Below are 18402 nucleotides of genomic sequence, written 5' to 3'. Positions count from 1 at the left end.
GGTTTGCCGTGGGGCGGTGTGGGGGGCCCGGGGGGGGGGGTGTGGGGGGGGGGGGGGGGCCCCGCGGGGGGGGGGGGGGGCGGGGGGCGGGCCCCCCCCGGGCACCCCCCCGCCCCTGGCGCACCGTTCCGGGACGCCCCGCTCAGCGGCGTACCGCCTTGCGCAGTGCGCGGGCCTGGCGCACTACGCGGCGGGCCGTGGAGTTGCGGGGGACGAACGCCAGCCGCTCCGGGATGCCGCCGGGGAGCCCGAGCGAGGTGAGCCGGCGGCGCTTGAAGTAGCGCTGGGTGCGCGGGCCGAAGTGCTGGGACAGATAGCTCTCGGCGGCCGGGCGCAGCCTCGGGTGGATCTGCGGCTGCATGGTGAAGCCGAGTGCGATGACCAGGCCGTTGAGCTGGTCGTCGGGGAGGGTGTCGTTCCCCTTCTTGGCCTCCAGGTCCGGCAGCAGCGCGTCGGCCAGCGCGACGGGCACGCGGTTGCTGTTCTGGTAGGGCGTGAGGCGATCCAGTATCGGTTCGGTACCGATTCGGGCGACCGGCAGGTCGTAGAGCACCGAGGCCGTGAACAGCGCGGTGGAGAAGCAGCCGACCACGAGCGCGGGCCGGGCCTTCTCGAACAGCACCTCGGCGAGCACGGGCGTGTCCAGGACGGTGAGGTCGACGCCGAGCGCGGCGGCCTCGGTCTCCAGGGCGCGGCTGTAGCGGGCCGGCGCGGTCGGGTGCGGCTTGAAGACGATGGCGCGGTGCCCGCGGTCGACCGCCCCGCGCATCATCCGCACGTGCAGGTCCTCCTCCTCCTGCGGGGTGAGGATGTTCAGCGCGGACAGGTACTGGCCGAGCAGCAGCGCCGCGTTGTCGGGCAGCGCGGGCAGCTCCGGTACGGCGCCGCCGAGCCCGCTCAGTACCTTCAGGAACGCGTCCGACGGCACGACCTCCGCGGGCACGTCGAACTCGGTCAGCAGCAGCGGCGTCAGGCCGGGCACCAGATCCAGGTGCAGCAGCCGGCGCACCCGCGTGCCGACCAGCGGGTCGAGCTTGTTGCGGGTGGGGCCGTAGCTCATCAGGCCGTCGGCGTAGACGTCGATGGGCGCACCGGTGAACAGCTGCGCCACCGTGAAGGCGGGGCTGACCTGGATCGACTCCAGGACCAGCTCCACCCGGTCGTCACTCAGGTCCCAGAGCAGCCGCAGATAACGTTCGAACAACGGAATGTCGTCGGGCCGCGGTGACCACGCTCCGGGATGGAACGGACGAATGGCGTCGTTCCAGGACAGCACGCCGTCGAAGTGGTCGCTCAGCGATGCGAACCCGGGCATCTCGTCGACGGCGGGGGTGGTCTCCGGTGTCGCGGAGTTGTTGAACACCAGCAGGAGCCGGCGGTCCGCCTCGGTGAACTGGTCGGACTCGATCGCCGCCGCCAGGGTGGCCGCGCCGTACAGCGTCGAGGCGCAGAAGATCTGGGTCGTACGGGACATCAGGCGGCCGCCTTAGCAGTGGTGATCCGGCGCCGCAGCCGCCGCAGTTTCGAGGAACGGCTCAGGTCCATGGTGTCGAGCACGTCACCGAGCGCGTCCTGGGGCATGCGCTTTATGGCCGCCGCGCTCATCGACCGCAGCTGCTTGGCGACGGCCGGCTCGAACTTGTCGATCTCGGCGAGGTGGTGGGCGATGATCGCGCAGTAGGTCCGTACCGCCTTGGGCAGCAGCCGTTCGGCGTCGCGGTCCGCGGCGGTCTCCTCGACGACCTGGTCGAAGGCCCGGATGAAGTCGAGCTGACGGACGTCACCGATTTGAGTGAGTGAGGAAGCGACTCCACGCCGGTAGAAGACGCCCAGCAGGCCGACCACGGCGAACGAGTCGGCCTCTCGGTGCAGCTTCCAGATCCACGGCCGGTCCTCGGCCGTGCGCAGTCCGTCCGTGAAATGCAGCACACCCTTGTCGAGCAGTCGGCGGTGGTAGGCGCCGGCCCAGGCGTACGCGTAGTCCACCGAGGTCGTCCGGTCGACGGGCAGGATCGCCTCGCGCGGGTTCATCACCTCGTCGCGCCGTCCGTGCGGGGCCCGGTGCACCGTACGGCCGCGGTTGGTGGTCTGCACGTGGTCGGTGCGGATGAAGTCGCAGCCCAACCCCTCGATGGCCGAGACGAGTTCACCGAGGTAGCCCGGCGCGAGCCAGTCGTCGCCGTCCAGGAAGGTCAGGTACTCGCCGCTCGACGCGTCGAGGCCGGTGTTGCGTGCGGTGGCGAGTCCGCCGTTCTTCTCATGCCGGACATAACGGACTTGGGCGACGTCTGAGAGTTCCTCGGCCGCCCGCTCCAGGATCGCAGGGGTTTCATCCTTCGAATGGTCGTCCACCAGCACGAACTCGAAGTCTTCCCGAGCGTTCAGGCGCAGGCTTCGGAGGGTGTCCGGGGCGTACTGCTGGACGTTGTAGAACGGCACGATGACGGAGAGCTTGGGCACGCCGGGAAGCCTACGAGGCTGCCCGGAGGCGGAACTTTCCGGTGCGGATACTGTGGGTGAACTCAATGTGTCGGAACGGTGCATTCCAGGTACTTCCTGGTCATCGGCGGGCCAGTTGGGCTCTCGGAAGTGTTCTGTTAACTCTTTGTTGAGTTGAGGTTGGGTTATACCTAAGAAATGGTTCCTAGCGTCGTAGGTGTGCCACCTAGTGCAACGAGTACAACGAAGTCCCTACGGATCGCGGTACTCGCGGACTCCGACACCCGCTGGAAGTGGGGTGCGCTGACCGCGGACCGCATTGCTCCGGGCCCGTCCATGGAAGCCGGACCGCGCGCCGACGCGCAAGTCGGCGCTGCCCTGAGCGGATTCCTGCTGCGCGGACGGGCCACGCCCACTCCGCGCCAGCTGGCGGAAGTGGGGGTCAGCGCCGATTCCATCCGGGAGGTCACGGCCGTAGAATTCCTGCGGACCATGGAGCAGGAGTCGTACGACGTCGTCGTCCTCGCCCTGGTCGGCGGTGCCGTCCAGGCGATGCTGCACGGCCTGCGGCGGATCTGGGACGGCCGCGCGGAGCGGCCCGTGGTCGTCACCGGTTATGTCGGCGTCGTATACGAGAAGCTCGCCGACGGACTGCTGCTGCGGCACGGCGCGGACCTCGTCCTCGCCAACTCCCGCCAGGACGCGGACCGTTTCCGAGCTGTGTACGAGGGAGTAGGCGCCGACGCCTCCTCGGTCACCGAGGTCGCGCTGCCCTTCCTCGGCGGAGCTCCATACCGGAAGGGTAACGACCCGTACACGGTCGTCTTCGCCGCCCAGCCCTCCGTGCCGGACAGCCGCAAGGACCGTACATACCTGCTCGACCGGCTGATCCAGCACGCGAAGCTGCACCCGGAGCGCGAGGTGCTGCTCAAGCTGCGCTCCAAGCCGGGCGAGCACACCACGCACATCGAGGAACTGCCGTACCAGAAGCTGGTGCAGAAGCTGGAGCCGCCCGCCAACTTCCGGCTCGTTTACGGGCACATGGGCGAGGTACTCGACAGCACGGACCTGCTCATCACCATCAGCTCCACGGCCGCCCTGGAATCCCTGCACCGGCGTATCCCCACCGTCGTCCTCAGCGACCTCGGGGTGCGCGAGTCGCTCGGCAACCACCACTTCGTGGGCTCGGGGTGCCTGGCCTCCTGGGACCAGCTCGACGACGGGTACCAGCCCTCGCCGAACGCCGCCTGGGTGTCCCGGCAGGGCGTCGCCGCCGACGGTTCGTACGAGACGGCGTTCGACGTGGCGCGGTTCCGTATCAGCGAGCTCCTGGAGACGCCCGAGCTCCCGCCGCTCGCCCCGTACTACACGCCCGTCACAGCGCCCGGCTACCTGCCAGGTATTCTCGCTCGGCACCACCTCGGCCCGGACGGCACCCCGCTGCCCGGCGCCCCCGCGGCGGACCGGGAGCCCAGCCCGGTGCGGCAGATAGTCCGCCGGGCCGCCCGCGGGGCCTACCGCCACGGTGTCCAGCGTGTGGCGCCGGTGATCCGGCGGATGGGCGAGCTGTGAGAGCCCACACACCACGCGTCCCTCGTCAAGGAGAACAGCGAATGTCCAACTCGGAAGCCGGTCAAGCGGGCCAGGCGGCGCGGGTGCGCCGTGTGCTCGCGGTGATTCCCGCGCGCGGCGGCTCCAAGGGCGTCCCCGCGAAGAACCTCCTCCCGGTCGGAGGTGTGCCGCTGGTGGCCCGCGCCGTGCGCGAGTGCCGCGCGGCGCGCCTCGTCACGGACGTCGTGGTCTCCACGGACGACCAGGCGATCGCCACCGCCGCCCGGCAGGCCGGCGCCGAGGTGGTCCTGCGCCCCGCCGCCATCGCCGGCGACACCGCGACCTCCGAGGCCGCCGTGCTGCACGCCATGGACGCCCACGAGGCGCTGCACGGCTCGGCGGTCGACGTGGTGCTGCTCGTGCAGGCCACCAGCCCGTTCATCATCCGCGAGGACATCGACGGGGTCTCGGCCGCCGTCGTGGAGAACGGCGCGGACACCGCGGTGACCGTGGCCGCCTTCCACGGCTTCATCTGGCGCGACGCCGACGACGAGGCCACGGCCGTCGACACCGGCTCCGCCGCCGCTTCCCTGGCGTCCGCCGGGGGTTCGGCCACGGACACCGGCACCGCGCTCGCCACGGCCACCGGCGGCGGCTACGGCGTCAACCACGACAAGGCCTTCCGCCCGCGCCGCCAGGACCGCCCCCAGGACCTCCTGGAGACCGGCGCGGCGTACGCGATGGACGCGGCGGGCTTCCGGACGCACCAGCACCGCTTCTTCGGCCGTACCGAGCTCGTCCGCACGGACCCCGCGCGGGTGCTGGAGATCGACGACCCGCACGACCTCGCCCGCGCGCGGGCGCTGGCGCCGCTGTTCGACGCCAACCGCCCCGGCGCGCTCCCGACCGCCTCCGACATCGACGCGGTCGTCCTCGACTTCGACGGCACCCAGACCGATGACAGGGTGCTGATCGACTCCGACGGACGGGAGGTCGTCTCCGTGCACCGCGGCGACGGCCTCGGCATCGCGGCCCTCCGCAAGAGCGGCCTGTCGATGCTGATCCTGTCCACGGAACAGAACCCGGTCGTCGCCGCCCGCGCACGGAAGCTCCAGATCCCCGTGCTGCACGGCATCGACCGGAAAGACCTCGCACTGAAGCAGTGGTGCGAGGAGCAGGGCATCGCGCCGGAGCGCGTGCTCTACGTCGGCAACGACGTGAACGACCTCCCGTGCTTCGCCCTGGTGGGCTGGCCCGTGGCGGTCGCGAGCGCCCATGACGTCGTGCGCGGCGCCGCACGCGCGGTCACCACCGTTCCCGGCGGCGACGGCGCGATCCGAGAGATCGCCAGCTGGATCCTCGGCCCCTCTCTCGACTCCCTCGACAAGTAAGGAAAGTCCCCCCATGAGCAACTCCCGTCTGCGCAATTTCGGTTCGAAGACCGCCGGCCCCGGCCACCCGGTCTACGTCGTCGGCGAGATCGGCATCAACCACAACGGCGAGCTGGAGAACGCGTTCAAGCTCATCGACGCCGCCGCCGAAGCCGGCTGTGACGCCGTCAAGTTCCAGAAGCGCACCCCGGAGATCTGCACCCCGCGCGACCAGTGGGACATCGAGCGCGACACCCCCTGGGGTCGCATGACCTACATCGACTACCGTCACCGGGTCGAGTTCGGCGAGGACGACTACCGTCAGATCGACGAGTACGCCAAGAGCAAGAACATCGACTGGTTCGCCTCCCCGTGGGACACCGAGGCCGTCGCCTTCCTGGAGAAGTTCGACGTGCCCGCCCACAAGGTCGCCTCGGCCTCGCTCACGGACGACGAGCTGCTGCGCGCGCTCCGCGCCACCGGCCGTACGGTCATCCTCTCGACCGGTATGTCCACCCCGAAGCAGATCCGTCACGCGGTCGAGGTCCTCGGCTCGGACAACATCCTGATGTGCCACGCCACGTCGACGTACCCGGCGCAGGCCGAGGAGCTCAACCTCCGCGTCATCAACACCCTCCAGGCCGAGTACCCGAACGTCCCGATCGGCTACTCCGGTCACGAGACGGGCCTGCAGACCACCCTCGCGGCGGTCGCCCTGGGTGCTACCTTCGTCGAGCGCCACATCACCCTGGACCGCGCGATGTGGGGCTCCGACCAGGCGGCCTCCGTCGAGCCGCAGGGCCTCGTCCGCCTCGTCCGGGACATCCGTACGATCGAGGCCTCCCTCGGTGACGGCGTGAAGAAGGTCTACGAGTCGGAGCTCGGTCCGATGAAGAAGCTGCGCCGCGTCACGGGCGTCGTCGCGGAGGCGGAGATCGCCGACGCCGCCGGTGAGCCGGTCTCGGTCTGAGCCCCTTAAGACGGGACGGTCGTACGTCGATGAGCCCCCGCGCCGGTTCCGCCGGCCCCCACACTCTCGCTTTCGTCGAGAGTCCGGTACAGCTCCTGAACGTGCTGGAGTGGGCGCACGCCCATGCCCTCCGGCCCGAGCAGAGCAGTGCTCCGGCGCCCGTCGCGGCGCCGGCCCGGGGGGCCGCCGGTCCGCCCGGCGCGGGGCTCACCCTGGTCGTCCTCTCACCCAACGACCCGATGACGCGCGGCCAGCTGCGCCGCATGGCGGACCTGGCCCGCGACGAGGGCTACGAGGTCCGCTGGGAGGAGGCGCGCGGCGGCACGTCGGCGCCTTTCCAGACGATCGGCGGTCTCGCCCCGCTGCTGCGCAGGGCGCACCGGATCGTCATGGGAGACCCGTTCTCCCGGTATGTCCAGCTTCTGCTGAGCATCACCCGGGCACGCGACCTGGTCGTGGTCGACGACGGCACGGCGACGATGGAGTTCGTGGCCCAACTGGCCCGTGGCGAGCGCCTGGTGCGCTGGCACCGGCGCGGTGGTCGTCCCGGCCCGCGTGATCTGCTCTTCGCGCCGGTCTCGTCCGCGGCCCGCCGCCGCCTCACGCCGTCCGGGTCCCGATCGGTCGAGGTCTTCTCCTCGATGCCGATCGACTCGGCCCCCGAGGGCGTCCGCCTCACCTCGAACGACTTCTCCTGGACCCGGGCCCGCTTCGGCCCGCCCCGCATCACCAAGGGCGCGGACCTGGTCGGTACGTCCCTGGTCGAGACCGGCGTGGTCGACCCGGACCACTACCTGGAAGCGGTCCGCAACCTCGCCAAGACGCACGGCGCCACCCGCTACTTCGCCCACCGCCGCGAGAGCACGGAGAAGCTGCACCGGCTGGCCGTGGAGACGGGCCTGGAGATAGTCCGCCCGGACCTCCCCCTCGAACTGATCGCCCGCCGCGGGCCCATCGGCCGGACGATCCTCAGTTTCCCCTCCACGGTCGTCCACACCCTCCCGCTCGCGCTGGCCGGCACCGAGGTCCGCGTCGCGGTGTGCGACATCGACCCGGCCTGGCTCACGGAGAGCGCCTCGCCGCGGGCGCAGGGGTTCTTGTCGGGGGTCACGGGGACGGCCCGGGACGTGCACCGGCTGTCGGCTGTGACTTCGGCGTAGCGGACAACTCACCGGATACCGGGTCACCCACGGGTGACCCGGCGTTTCCGCGTGCGCTCCGCCGCGTAGGCCCCCTCACGGGTCTTCCGCGCCGTGGACTGGTCGCCGCGGCCCCACGCACGTCCACCAGGGACCTGAGCGCTCGTCACCGGTCGACCGGAAGCTCACCGGTCGACCGGAAGCTCCTCCACGACTCTTGCACCGAACGGACATGCGCTGTTCGCGAGTTGGCCATTGATCACGCGCGGGAGCGACACGATCCGGCCATTGAATCTGTCCGCGCGGTGCCTTTCGGCCCCGGCGGCTTGATTCAGTACTCGGAGTGGGGGGACAACGCGTGGCGTCCGAGCAAGAGGACTCCGACAGACCGGAGTCCGACAGACCCGGGGCGGGGGCGCCGGGTGCGGGGGCTCCGGTCGAGGGGAGTTCCGTACCCCGGCAGTTGCACACGGCCCGTGGGTTCGGTGACCGGGTGTTCCGCTGTCAGTTGACGGCCACCGGTGTCGCCGTCCTCGCGGTGATGGCGGGAGTCGGGCTCTTCCTGCTGCTGCGGGCAGGACAGGCGCTCCGCGTCCGCGGGTTCGGGTTCCTCACCACGGCCCAATGGCAGCCGGACGTCCACAACTTCGGCATCGCGGCCGTCCTCACCGGCACGGTGCTGATCGCCGCCGTCGCGGTGACGATCTCCGTGCCGCTGGCCGTCGGGACCGCGCTGTTCATCGCCGATGTGGCGCCGCCCAAGCTGCGCCGCACGCTCGTCACGATGGTCGACCTGATGGCCGCCGTACCGTCCGTGGTGTACGGACTGTGGGGGCTGTTCTTCCTCCAGCAGCATGTGATCGGGCTGTCCCGGTGGCTCTCCGAATGGCTCGGCTGGATACCGCTGTTCAAGGTGGACGGCACCCAGCCGGGCGAACCCCTGGCCTCCGACAGCGTCTTCACGGCCTCCACCTTCATCGCCGGCATCGTCGTCGCGCTGATGGTCGCGCCGATCCAGTGCTCGGTGATGCGCGAGGTCTTCTCCCAGGCCCCCGCCGGTGAGCGCGAGGGCGCCTACGCGCTCGGCGCCACCCGCTGGGGAATGATCCGCAGCGTCGTCCTGCCGTACGGCAAGGGCGGGATCATCGGCGGCACCATGCTGGGGCTCGGCCGGGCACTCGGCGAGACCATCGCGGTCTACCTGATCATCTCGCCGGTCTTCGTCATCCAGCCGCACATCCTCCAGACCGGCTCCAACTCGGTCTCCTCGCTGATCGCCCTGCACTACGGCGACTCCTCCGAGTTCGGCATGTCCGCGCTGATGGCCGCGGGCCTGGCGCTGTTCCTGCTCACCCTGGCGGTCAACTTCACAGCCTCCTCGGTTGTGGCCCGCTCCCGGTCCGGCGCGCAGAGCGAGGCATGAGATGACCGTTCTGGAAAAGACTCCCGTCCTGGTCGCCGAGCCCGCGCCGCCGGCGCCCGCGCTGCCACCCGCCCAGCCGCGCCGCATCGGCGGCGTCAGCCGCTCCGGCGTCCTGGCACTCACCGGCGCCGCCGCCTCCGGGCTGTGCGTCACGATCCTGCTCTTCGGCGAACTCGCTCCCTTCTCTGGTGGGTTGGGCTTCGCCGTCACGTCCTACCTCGCTTTTCTCATCATCTACGCGGTGTTGACAGGGATTGAGGAGGACCGGCAGGCCGTACGCGACCGGGTGATGACCGTCGTACTGTGGACGGCGGCCACGCTGCTGTTCACCGCGCTCGTCATGGTCGTCGGCTTCACGGCCTGGCGCGGCCGGGAGGCGCTGCCGCACGGCAACTTCTTCACCCAGGACATGCAGGCGGCGGGCCCGCTCGACCCGCTGACCAACGGCGGCATCGCCCACGCGATGCTCGGCACGCTCATCATGATCGCCATCGCGCTGGCGATCACCGTGCCGCTGGGCCTCGCCTGCGCGGTCTATCTGAACCAGATCCCGGGCAGGTTCTCGCGGTTCGTCCGCACCATCGTCGAGGCGATGACCGCGCTGCCCTCGATCGTGGCCGGCCTGATGGTGTACGCCACCTGGATCCTCGGCCTCGGCATGCAGAAGTCGGGGCTCGCGGCCGGGTTCGCGATCAGCGTGATGATGCTGCCGATCGTGATCCGCGCGGCCGACGTGGTGCTGCGGCTGGTGCCGGGGAACCTGACCGAGGCCGCCGAGGCGCTGGGCGCGCCCCGATGGCGGACCGTGTGGCACGTCGTGCTGCCCACCGCCCGCTCCGGGCTCGCCACCGCCGTCATCCTCGGCACCGCGCGCGGTATCGGTGAGACCTCGCCCGTGCTGCTGACCGCCGGCTACACGGTGGCGCTCAACGCCGACCCGACCAGCGGGCCGATGGTGTCCCTGCCGCTCGCGGTCTTCAACTTCGTGAAGTCGCCCGAACCGGCGATGATCGCCCGCGGGTTCGGCGCGGCGGCCGTTCTGATGGCCCTGGTCCTGGTGCTGTTCGTGATCGCCCGCGTGATCGGCGGTCGCGGTCCCGGCCACCAGACCAAGCGGCAGGCCCGTCGCACCGCCCGCGCCTCGCGCCGCGACGTCTCCCGCTTCGAGGACCTGCACGGGGCCGGCCTCTCGCTGTTCGAGACGCCGGAAGCCTTCGAGATGCCCAGGGTCTCCGAGGTCCCGGAACCCTCCGACGAGCCGCAGTCCTCCGACGCACCGGAAGCCTTCGAGTCACCCGGGGCCCCCGTCGAGCCGCAGTCCTCCGACGTGCTGGAAGCCTGCGAGTCACCGGAGCCCTCCGGAGCCTTCGAAGCACCGGAGCCCTCCGAGATGCCGGAAGCCCTCGAGGTCCCGGAGACCCTGGCGCCCGCCGGCGGCACCCCGCCCGGACCCGCCGCCACCCCGCCGGGGGCCGCCACCCCCGGCCCCGCCCCGTCCGCTCCCGCCGCCCCCACCCCCGTCCCCGGAGAGAACGACTGATGCGCAGCCACCTCACCACCGCTCTTCGGCCCCTGCGGGCGCTGGGGACCTTCGGCGCGCTGCTCGGCATCATCGCCGGGCTGCTGGCCGGTCCCGCGGCCGCGCCTGCCGCGGCCGAGAGCTACACGCCGATCGCCGGGGCCGGTTCCACCTGGGCGGAGAACGCCGTCGACGAGTGGCGCCGAGCCGTCAACCAGTACGGAATGCGGATCAGTTACGCCGGTGGAGGTTCCTCCGACGGACGCCGTCAGTTTCTCAGCGGAACCGTCGACTTCGCGGTCTCGGACATCCCCTTCCAGACCGACCCGACCGACGGTTCGGCCGCCGAGCACCCCGCTTCCGGGTCGTACGCCTACATGCCGATCGTGGCCGGCGGGACCGTCTTCATGTACCACCTCACCGTCAACGGCAAGAAGGTCACCAACCTCCGGCTCTCCGGAGACGTGGTCACCAAGATCTTCACCGGTGTCGTCAAGACCTGGGACGACCCGGTGATCAAGGCCGACAACCCGGGGCTCCAGCTGCCGCACCGCACCATCGTGCCCGTCGTCCGCTCCGACGGCTCGGGCTCCACCGCCCAGTTCACGATGTGGATGGCCAACCAGCACAAGTCGCTGTGGCAGAACTACTGCGGTCGCGTCGGCCGCTCGGGCGCCTGCGGTCAGACCTCGTACTACCCGACCGTGTCCGGCATGATCGCCCAGTCCGGCGACCTCGGCGTGGCCGGATACATCGCCCAGAACTACGGCGAGGGTGCCATCGGCTACGTCAACTACTCGTACGCCAAGAACGCCCACTATCCGGTCGCCAAGGTCCTCAACCGCGCGGGCTACTACACCGAGCCGACCCCGGAGAACGTCGCGGTCTCGCTGCTCAAGGCGAAGATCAACACCAACAGGAGCTCCGCGGACTACCTCACCCAGAAGCTCGAAGGCGTCTACAACGACACCGACAAGCGCAACTACCCGCTGTCCAGCTACTCGTACATGATCCTGCCCCTCAAGGAGCAGGGCACCTTCACCAAGGCCAAGGGCAAGACGCTCGGCGCCTTCTCGTACTACTTCATGTGCCAGGGCCAGCAACAGGCGCCCAAACTGGGCTACTCACCGCTGCCGATCAACCTGGTCCAGGCGGGCTTCGACCAGATCCGCCGCATCCCGGGCGTGCAGACGAAGAACATCAACATCAAGAACTGCAACAACCCGACCTTCACCACCAGCGGCCGCAACAAGCTGGCCGAAACCGCGCCCTACCCCGCCGCCTGCGACAAGAAGGGCGCCGCGCCCTGCACCACGGGCAGCGGGGGTGCCAAGTCGGGCTCGACGTCGGGTGGTTCGACCGGTGGGACGGGCAACTCCGTTTCCACCGGCGGTACTTCGGCGGGCGGGGCCTCGGCCGGTGGCTCGGCCGGGAGCGGTTCGACGGGCGGCGGTGACGCGGCGAGCGGCGGAGGGAAGGCGTCCGTCGATCCCGACACCGGACAGACCCTGTCGCCGGACGGCTCCGGAGCGACCGGCGCCGCCGGGGGAACGGCCGCCGACGGCACCGTCGCCCTCGCCCAGCCGGTCAGCGTGGCCGGGCGGACCGGCTGGACCGGCACCCAGACGCTGATGCTGCTCGCCGCCGCCCTGATCCTCGGGCTCATCCTGCTGCCCTCCCTCGTCTCGCGGGCGATCACCGGGCGCGGTGACGGCACGGGGAGCGGCGGCACCAGGGGCAACCAGGCCGGCAAGGGTTCCGGAGACTTCCAGGACCTCACCGACGGGAGTTCGCGATGAGGACGAACCGGATACGCGGCCTGCTGGTGCGTCTCGTCGCCGGCGCGGCCGTGGGCGCCCTCGCGGGGCTCGCCGTCGCGCAGACCGCACAGCCCGCCACCGCGGCGAGCGGCGACCGGAACACCGAGTCCGCCGTCACCGTCTCCGGACGCGAAGAGTTCAAGGACATGCGGTTCACGGTCGGCCAGACCACCCACCTCACCAGCCAGGCGATCAACGTCTCCTGGACCGGCGGCACCCCCAGCACCTTCGCGGGCACGGCGTTCAACACCGACTTCGTGCAGATCATGCAGTGCTGGGGCGACGACGACGGCACCGTGCCGGACAACCCGGGACCCTCGCGCACCCAGTGCCAGTACGGCGCCTCCCCGACCACCGGCCGGGGCAGCTGGCCCGGCAACGACTTCGACGACACCCGCCAGGTCTTCCACAACCCCGAACCCACCGTCTACGGCGAGGACAACCGGTACGGCGCCGGCAACTCCACCGGCGTCGGCGAAGTGCCCTTCAAGGCCGTCGACGGCACGCTGATCACCACCAACACCCAGAACAACGCACTGTTCAACTACAACACCACCAACGAGGTCGACTTCGCCCGCACCAGCGCCGACGGCACCGGGCAGGAGTTCTTCGAGGTGCAGACCGCCAACGAGGCCCCGCACCTGGGCTGCGGAACTCCGGTGACGAAGGGCGGCCGTACCACCCCCCGCTCCTGCTGGCTGGTGATCGTCCCGCAGGGTCACCTCGACCTCGACGGCAAGCCGTACGCCGACGCCAGCAAGGTCAACGCCGGCTCACCGGTCTCCTCCACCAACTGGCAGAACCGGATCGCGGTCGAACTCGGCTTCAACAGCGTGGGCGTCAACTGCGCCCTCGGCTCCGACGAGCGCGCCACCACCGGCAGTGAGCTCGCCGCCGACGCCATGACGAGCTGGCAGTCGGCCCTGTGCCCGACCGGCAGGGTGTACGGCTACACCGAACTCGGCGAACCCGACACCCGCGCCCGCCTCATCGACGACGGCTCCTCCGGACTCGCCTTCACCACCCGGCCCCTCGGCGCCGACGAGGGCACCACCGCTCCGGGCGACACCACCGTGTACGCCCCGACGGCGCTGTCCGGCACGGTGATCGGCTTCACCATCGAACGCAGACCCAAGCCCGCGGCCGCCTCGGACGCGATACGCGAACTCGCCGGAACCAAGGTCCAGTCCATCGACCTCACGCCCCGGCTGGTCGCCAAGCTGCTCACCGAGTCCTACCGCAACTCCCCCTGGGGAGCGGTCGCCGGCTCGACGGTCGCGGACGGCTACGGCTGGGCGAAGAACAACCCGGCGGGCCTGGCGACGGACCCCGAGTTCGTCGCGCTCAACCCGGAGTTCGCGGAACTGTCGGTGGCCGAGACGCCGGCGACCGACACGGACCTGCTCACCGCGCTCGGGCACAGCGACTCGGCGCGTGCGGTGTGGCAGTGGATCGTCGCGGACAAGGACGCCCGCAACTTCCTCGCCGGTGTCTCCGACGACTACGGGACGCACGTCAACCCGTACTACAGCACCAACGTCGACCTGAACCCGACCGGCTTCGCCTTCGACCCGGCGGACACGGACACGTACCCGAAGAGCGATCCGTGGTGCATGGTCCCGGCGAGTACCGGCGCCACCGCCCAGCAGTGCATGATCGATTTCCATCCGTACGTGGAGGACATGCACTCCGGCGCGCTGCACACCCGTCGCACCGACACGTTGTGGAAGGCCGTCTGGGACCCGCTGGCCAGCCCGCCCGCGTTCAAGAGCCCAGGCCCGCAGACGGTGGGCGACCGGTTCGTGATCACCGTCACCGACGCGGCGTCCGCCGCGCGTTACGGGCTCCAGACGGCGCGGCTGCGGAACGCGGTGGGGGAGTTCGCCGCGCCGACGAACGCCTCGCTCACCGCCGCGGCGGCGAGCGCGTCCGGGGACAAGGCACCCGAGATCAGGCCGGCCACGGCGACCGCGAAGGCCGCGTACCCCCTCGCGCAGCTCGTCTACGCCGCCGTACGCCCCGCCAAGATCGACTCGGCCGCACGCAAGGACTACGCGGCCCTGCTGACGTACGTGGCGGGCGACGGCCAGGTCAGCGGCGCCGACCCGGGTCTTCTCCCGCCCGGCTACGCCCCGTTGTCGAAGACCCTGCGCGCGAGGACGGCCGCCGCGGCGGACACCCTCGTCCACTACACCGCGCCGTCCTCCGCCGAGGAAGGCTCCTCCGGCGCGGCGGGCGGGGGCGGTACCGGTGGCTCCGACGACACGTCGGGCGGGGGAGTGTCCGGCGGCGGCACGGGGGGCGACGGCGCCGTGGCGCCGGACGGCGGCGGGAGCGCGAGTTCCACTCCCAGCGCCGGGCCCTCCTACGACGGTGGCAAGGCCGTCGAGACCACCGCGGCCGGCACCACACCCGCCGACCCCGCGAACGCCCTGCGCTACGCCGTCCCCGTCGGTGCCGCGCTCGGCGCCGTGGCCGGTGCGGGCGCACCCTTCGCGGGCGGCAGCAGGGCGCGCCTCCCGCTACGAGTCCCGCTCCCCGGCGGGCGCGCTCTCACCATCCCCGCGCTCACCCTCCCGGAACGGCTGCGCAGGCTGCTGCCACCGGGGCGGGGCTGAGCCCCTGGGCCACGGCCCCCGAGGCCCACGCGGGAGGGAGCCGACCCGGTCGGGCCGAGGGCTCCTGCATGAGGGAGCAGGCCCTCGCGGGCCGGCTTCCCACAGGACGGAGCAGGCCCGACGGGGCCGCGACTCCCCACGGACGGAGCCAGGCCTTGACCGGCCGGGGTTCCCGCAGGACGGAGTCTGGCCCGTTCGGGCCGAGGGCTCCTGCACGAGGGAGCCGGGCCGACCGGGTCGGGGCTCCCGTTGGACGGAGCCGGGCCTTCGCGGGCCGGGGTTCCCGCTGAAAGGAGCCGTGGCCCACGAAGGGCCCGGGTTCCCGCACCAAGGAGCCGGGCCTTCGCGGGCCGGGGTTCCCGAATCGCAGAGTCACGCGGCCCCTGGAGGCCGGGGGCTCTCCACAGGCGGCCGTCCGCCCCGAAAGGCAGTCGGGGCGGACGGCCTGCACCACCCTGCCAGATCGCAGACGCACCCGACGTACTACCTCAGGAGACCCTCGATGCGCAGAATGCGCCTCACCGCGGCCATGGTCGCCGCAGCCGTGGTGTCCGGCACGCTGGCTCTGGCGAGCCCGGCGTCCGCCGACCCCACCCCCGCCGGGACGTTCCGCAAGCTCGTCGGCGTGGGTTCGGACACCACGCAGGACGTGCTCAACGCCCTCGCCGGCGACGTCGTCAACGGCACCGACTACGCCCCGACCGCCGTGAAGTCGGCGTCCGGCGCGGGCGTCGCCTCGTACGACGCGATCGTCACCGGGTCCACCACCATCCAGACCCGCTCCGGCGGCCCGACGTTCACGCGTCCCAACGGCTCCGGCGCGGGCCGCACCGCGCTCAGCATGGCGCTGACCGGCGACCTCTACCCGGCTCCCGCCACGGGCGTCTCCGTCAAGGGCCAGGTCGACTTCGCCCGGTCATCGAGCGGCCCGAGCGTCTCCGGCAACGCCCTCACCTACATTCCGTTCGCCCGGGACGCGGTGGGCGTCGCGGTCCGCGGGTCGGGCCTCGACAACCTGACGGTCGACCAGCTGCACGAGATCTACAAGAAGGGCGGCGACCGTGTACTGAACGGTCAGGCCCTGCACCCGGTCATTCCGCAGGCCGACTCCGGTACCCGCAAGTTCTTCCTCGCGGCCATCGGCCTCACCGCGACCACGGTCGACGACCAGCTCCCGGTCGTCCAGGAGAACCAGGGCGACGCCGCGCTCACCCAGGACGGCGCCCTCGTGCCGTTCTCCGTGGGCAGCTGGATCGCGCAGTACAACGGCATCGCGCCCAACAACAGCGAGGACGCGGTCGCCGCCGGCGCCCGGCTGGCGAGCGTCACCCTGCCCAGCCAGACCGGCGCCACCAGCCCGGTGACCACGGTCAACGGCAAGCTCACCCCGGTCAGCGGCTACTACGAGAACGCCACCTTCGGCCGCGACGTCTACAACGTCGTCCCGACCCGGGCGATCGACCCGAGCAGCATCTTCTTCGACAAGGACCTCTACGACGTCTTCGTCACCAGCGGCACCCACGAGGCGGCCCTCGCCTCGGAGAACTCCGAGAAGGTCATCGCCGACTTCGGCTTCCTGAACGAGTCGTACAACGGCTCGGTCAGCCAGGCCAAGCACGCCAAGGTCGGCGGCCTGGAGCTCTCCACCCCGCCCGCCGTGCCCGCCAAGCCCGCCACCCTCGCGGCCACCCTCGGCGACGCGAGCGTCAAGCTGACCTGGACGGCGCCCTCTCCGGCCCCCGCGCAGCCCGTCACCGACTACCGCGTCACGCTGAAGGACGCGGAAGGCGTGGTCGTCGCCACCAAGGACGTCCCGGCCACCACCAAGAGCTACACGTTCACCGGCCTGGCCAACGCCAAGTACACGGCCACCGTCGCCGCGGCCAACGTCGCGGGCACCGGCGCCGAGGCCTCCTGGACCGGCGTCGCCAAGTACGCGAGCACCACCAGGGCGAGCGCCGCGACGACCGCGTACGGCAGGACCCCGAAGGTCGCCGTCAGCGTGACCGGTACGCACGGTGTCGTCGCCACCGGCAAGGTCACCGTCAAGGAGGGCTCCACCACCCTCGGCACGGGCACCCTCAGCGCCGGCAAGGTCTCCGTCCCGCTGTCTAACCACCTCAAGGTCGGCTCGCACAGCCTGACCGTCTCCTACTCGGGCGGCAGCAAGCTCAACGCCTCCGCGACGACCGCCAAGCTGACGGTCGGCAAGGCGACGCCGACCGTCACCAAGACGGCGCCCGCCTCGGTCAGCCACACCGCCCGCGCCAAGGTCGCCGTGAAGGTCACCGCGACCGGCACCACGCCGACCGGCAAGGTCCGCATCTACGAGGGCTCCCGGCTGATCGCCACCGCCACGCTCAGCGCCGGCAAGGCGACCGTCACCCTGCCCAAGCTCGGCAAGGGCAGCCACACCCTGCACGCGAACTACGCGGGCTCCACGACGGTGAACGCGCGCAACGGCGCCAACTTCGTCATCAAGTCCACCTGATCCACGGCCAGTCGGCAGACGCCCCCCGGGGAGACCGCGACCGCGGCCTCCCCGGCGGGCCCCGCCGAACGCACACCAACGAAGGAGACGGGCCGCCGTGACGGTCGCCGTACAGACCACGCTCGCAACCCCCGTGCCACGGCCGCGCGTCCGGAGCATCACCGCCGTCCGGCACCTCGCCCGGGGCGGCCTGCTCACCCTGGCCGCCCTGCTGCTCGGCCTCACCGCACAACTGCTGTTGGTCAGCGGCCTCCAGGAACGGGCCGCCCAGCACGCCGCGTTCGACGAACTTCGCGCCCAACTCGCCCTGGGCACCGCCCCGGTGTCCCAGACCGACCAGCAGGGGCACCTGCTCGCGCCCGGCACTCCGGTCGCGCTGATCGACATCCCCGCCGTCGACGTCCACCAGGTCGTCCTGGAAGGAACCGACTCCGCCGTCCTCACCGACGGCCCCGGCCACCGCCGGGACACCCCGCTGCCCGGTCAGACCGGCACCAGCGTGCTGATGGGCCGCGCGGCCGCGTACGGCGGGCCGTTCGGCCGGCTCTCCGAACTCGCCGCGGGCGACACGTTCACCGTGACCACCGGTCAGGGGAGGGCGACGTACCGGGTCCTCGGCGTGCGCCGGGCCGGCGACCTCGCGCCGGGCACCGTGGCCGCGGGCAAGGGCCGCCTGGTCCTGGTCACGGCCACCGGACGGGGCTTCATGCCGGGCGGTCTGCTGCGCGTCGACGCCGACCTGGTCTCCGCGCCCGCGCGGACCCCGGCCGCCGTCATCCGCCCCGGCACGCTCCCGGAGGCCGAGCAGCCGCTGGCCCGCCCGGCAGGCGTGCCCTGGCCGCTGGTGATGTGGCTCCAGACGCTGGTCGCCGCCGCGGTCGCCGCGGTGTGGACCTGGCACCGCTGGGGCCGCCACCAGACCTGGATCGTCTTCGCCCCGGTCGTCGCGGTCCTGGGCCTCCAGGTCGCCGTACGCACCACCGAGCTGCTGCCCAACCTGCTGTGAACCTCCCCGAGACCCACGATCACCACGAGGTGTGCGACGTGACCGAAGCGACCGCT

12 protein-coding genes are annotated in these 18402 nt (G+C 71.4%); 10 read left to right on the top strand and 2 right to left on the bottom strand.

Annotation, left to right across the window (positions count from 1 at the left end):
• Window positions 1-142 precede the first annotated feature (142 nt).
• Both ACIBLC_RS26820 and ACIBLC_RS26815 read right to left on the bottom strand, forming a co-directional pair.
• The gene (locus tag ACIBLC_RS26820; protein ID WP_399213753.1) at window positions 143-1474 is read right to left on the bottom strand and encodes an alpha-2,8-polysialyltransferase family protein; all 1332 of its coding nucleotides are present in this window, start codon (window positions 1472-1474) and stop codon (window positions 143-145) included.
• Window positions 1474-2460, bottom strand: coding sequence for a glycosyltransferase family 2 protein (locus ACIBLC_RS26815; protein WP_399213752.1), 987 nt, complete (start codon window positions 2458-2460; stop codon window positions 1474-1476). Before ACIBLC_RS26815 ends, ACIBLC_RS26820 begins: the two co-directional genes overlap by 1 nt.
• Before the next feature lie 177 nt (window positions 2461-2637).
• On the opposite strand from ACIBLC_RS26815, the gene ACIBLC_RS26810 reads away from it, so the two are divergent.
• From ACIBLC_RS26810 to ACIBLC_RS26765, 10 genes are all read left to right on the top strand, one after another.
• Window positions 2638-4011 carry a DUF6716 putative glycosyltransferase gene (locus ACIBLC_RS26810; protein WP_399213751.1) on the top strand — a complete coding sequence of 458 codons (1374 nt, stop codon included), beginning with the start codon at window positions 2638-2640 and terminating at the stop codon, window positions 4009-4011.
• A 41-nt stretch (window positions 4012-4052) separates the two neighbouring features.
• Window positions 4053-5381 carry a cytidylyltransferase domain-containing protein gene (locus tag ACIBLC_RS26805; protein ID WP_399213750.1) on the top strand — a complete coding sequence of 443 codons (1329 nt, stop codon included), beginning with the start codon at window positions 4053-4055 and terminating at the stop codon, window positions 5379-5381.
• Window positions 5382-5394: 13 nt separating this feature from the next.
• Window positions 5395-6330 (top strand): N-acetylneuraminate synthase family protein, encoded by a 936-nt coding sequence (locus ACIBLC_RS26800; RefSeq protein WP_399213749.1) that lies wholly within the window; start codon window positions 5395-5397, stop codon window positions 6328-6330.
• A 29-nt stretch (window positions 6331-6359) separates the two neighbouring features.
• Window positions 6360-7490: a hypothetical protein gene (locus ACIBLC_RS26795; protein WP_399213748.1), complete on the top strand. Its 1131-nt coding sequence runs from the start codon at window positions 6360-6362 to the stop codon at window positions 7488-7490.
• Window positions 7491-7827: 337 nt separating this feature from the next.
• Window positions 7828-8892 (top strand): phosphate ABC transporter permease subunit PstC, encoded by a 1065-nt coding sequence (gene pstC / locus ACIBLC_RS26790; protein WP_399213747.1) that lies wholly within the window; start codon window positions 7828-7830, stop codon window positions 8890-8892.
• Window position 8893: 1 nt separating this feature from the next.
• Window positions 8894-10432 (top strand): phosphate ABC transporter permease PstA, encoded by a 1539-nt coding sequence (gene pstA / locus ACIBLC_RS26785; RefSeq protein WP_399213746.1) that lies wholly within the window; start codon window positions 8894-8896, stop codon window positions 10430-10432.
• A complete protein-coding gene (gene pstS, locus ACIBLC_RS26780) occupies window positions 10432-12210 on the top strand; it encodes a phosphate ABC transporter substrate-binding protein PstS (protein ID WP_399213745.1) in 1779 nt (592 codons plus the stop codon). The genes pstA and pstS overlap by 1 nt, the downstream gene beginning before the upstream one ends.
• Window positions 12207-14849 carry a hypothetical protein gene (locus ACIBLC_RS26775; RefSeq protein ID WP_399213744.1) on the top strand — a complete coding sequence of 881 codons (2643 nt, stop codon included), beginning with the start codon at window positions 12207-12209 and terminating at the stop codon, window positions 14847-14849. Before pstS ends, ACIBLC_RS26775 begins: the two co-directional genes overlap by 4 nt.
• A gap of 502 nt (window positions 14850-15351) precedes the next feature.
• Window positions 15352-17340: an Ig-like domain repeat protein gene (locus ACIBLC_RS26770; RefSeq protein WP_399213743.1), complete on the top strand. Its 1989-nt coding sequence runs from the start codon at window positions 15352-15354 to the stop codon at window positions 17338-17340.
• A 97-nt stretch (window positions 17341-17437) separates the two neighbouring features.
• A complete protein-coding gene (locus ACIBLC_RS26765; protein WP_399213742.1) occupies window positions 17438-18346 on the top strand; it encodes a sortase in 909 nt (302 codons plus the stop codon).
• The last annotated feature ends 56 nt before the right edge of the window (window positions 18347-18402 follow it).

The sequence above is a fragment of the Streptomyces sp. NPDC050535 genome, from assembly GCF_044457665.1.
Lineage (GTDB): Bacteria > Actinomycetota > Actinomycetes > Streptomycetales > Streptomycetaceae > Streptomyces.
Note: the sequence above shows the minus strand (reverse complement) of the source record. Positions and strands in the feature narration are given on the sequence as shown.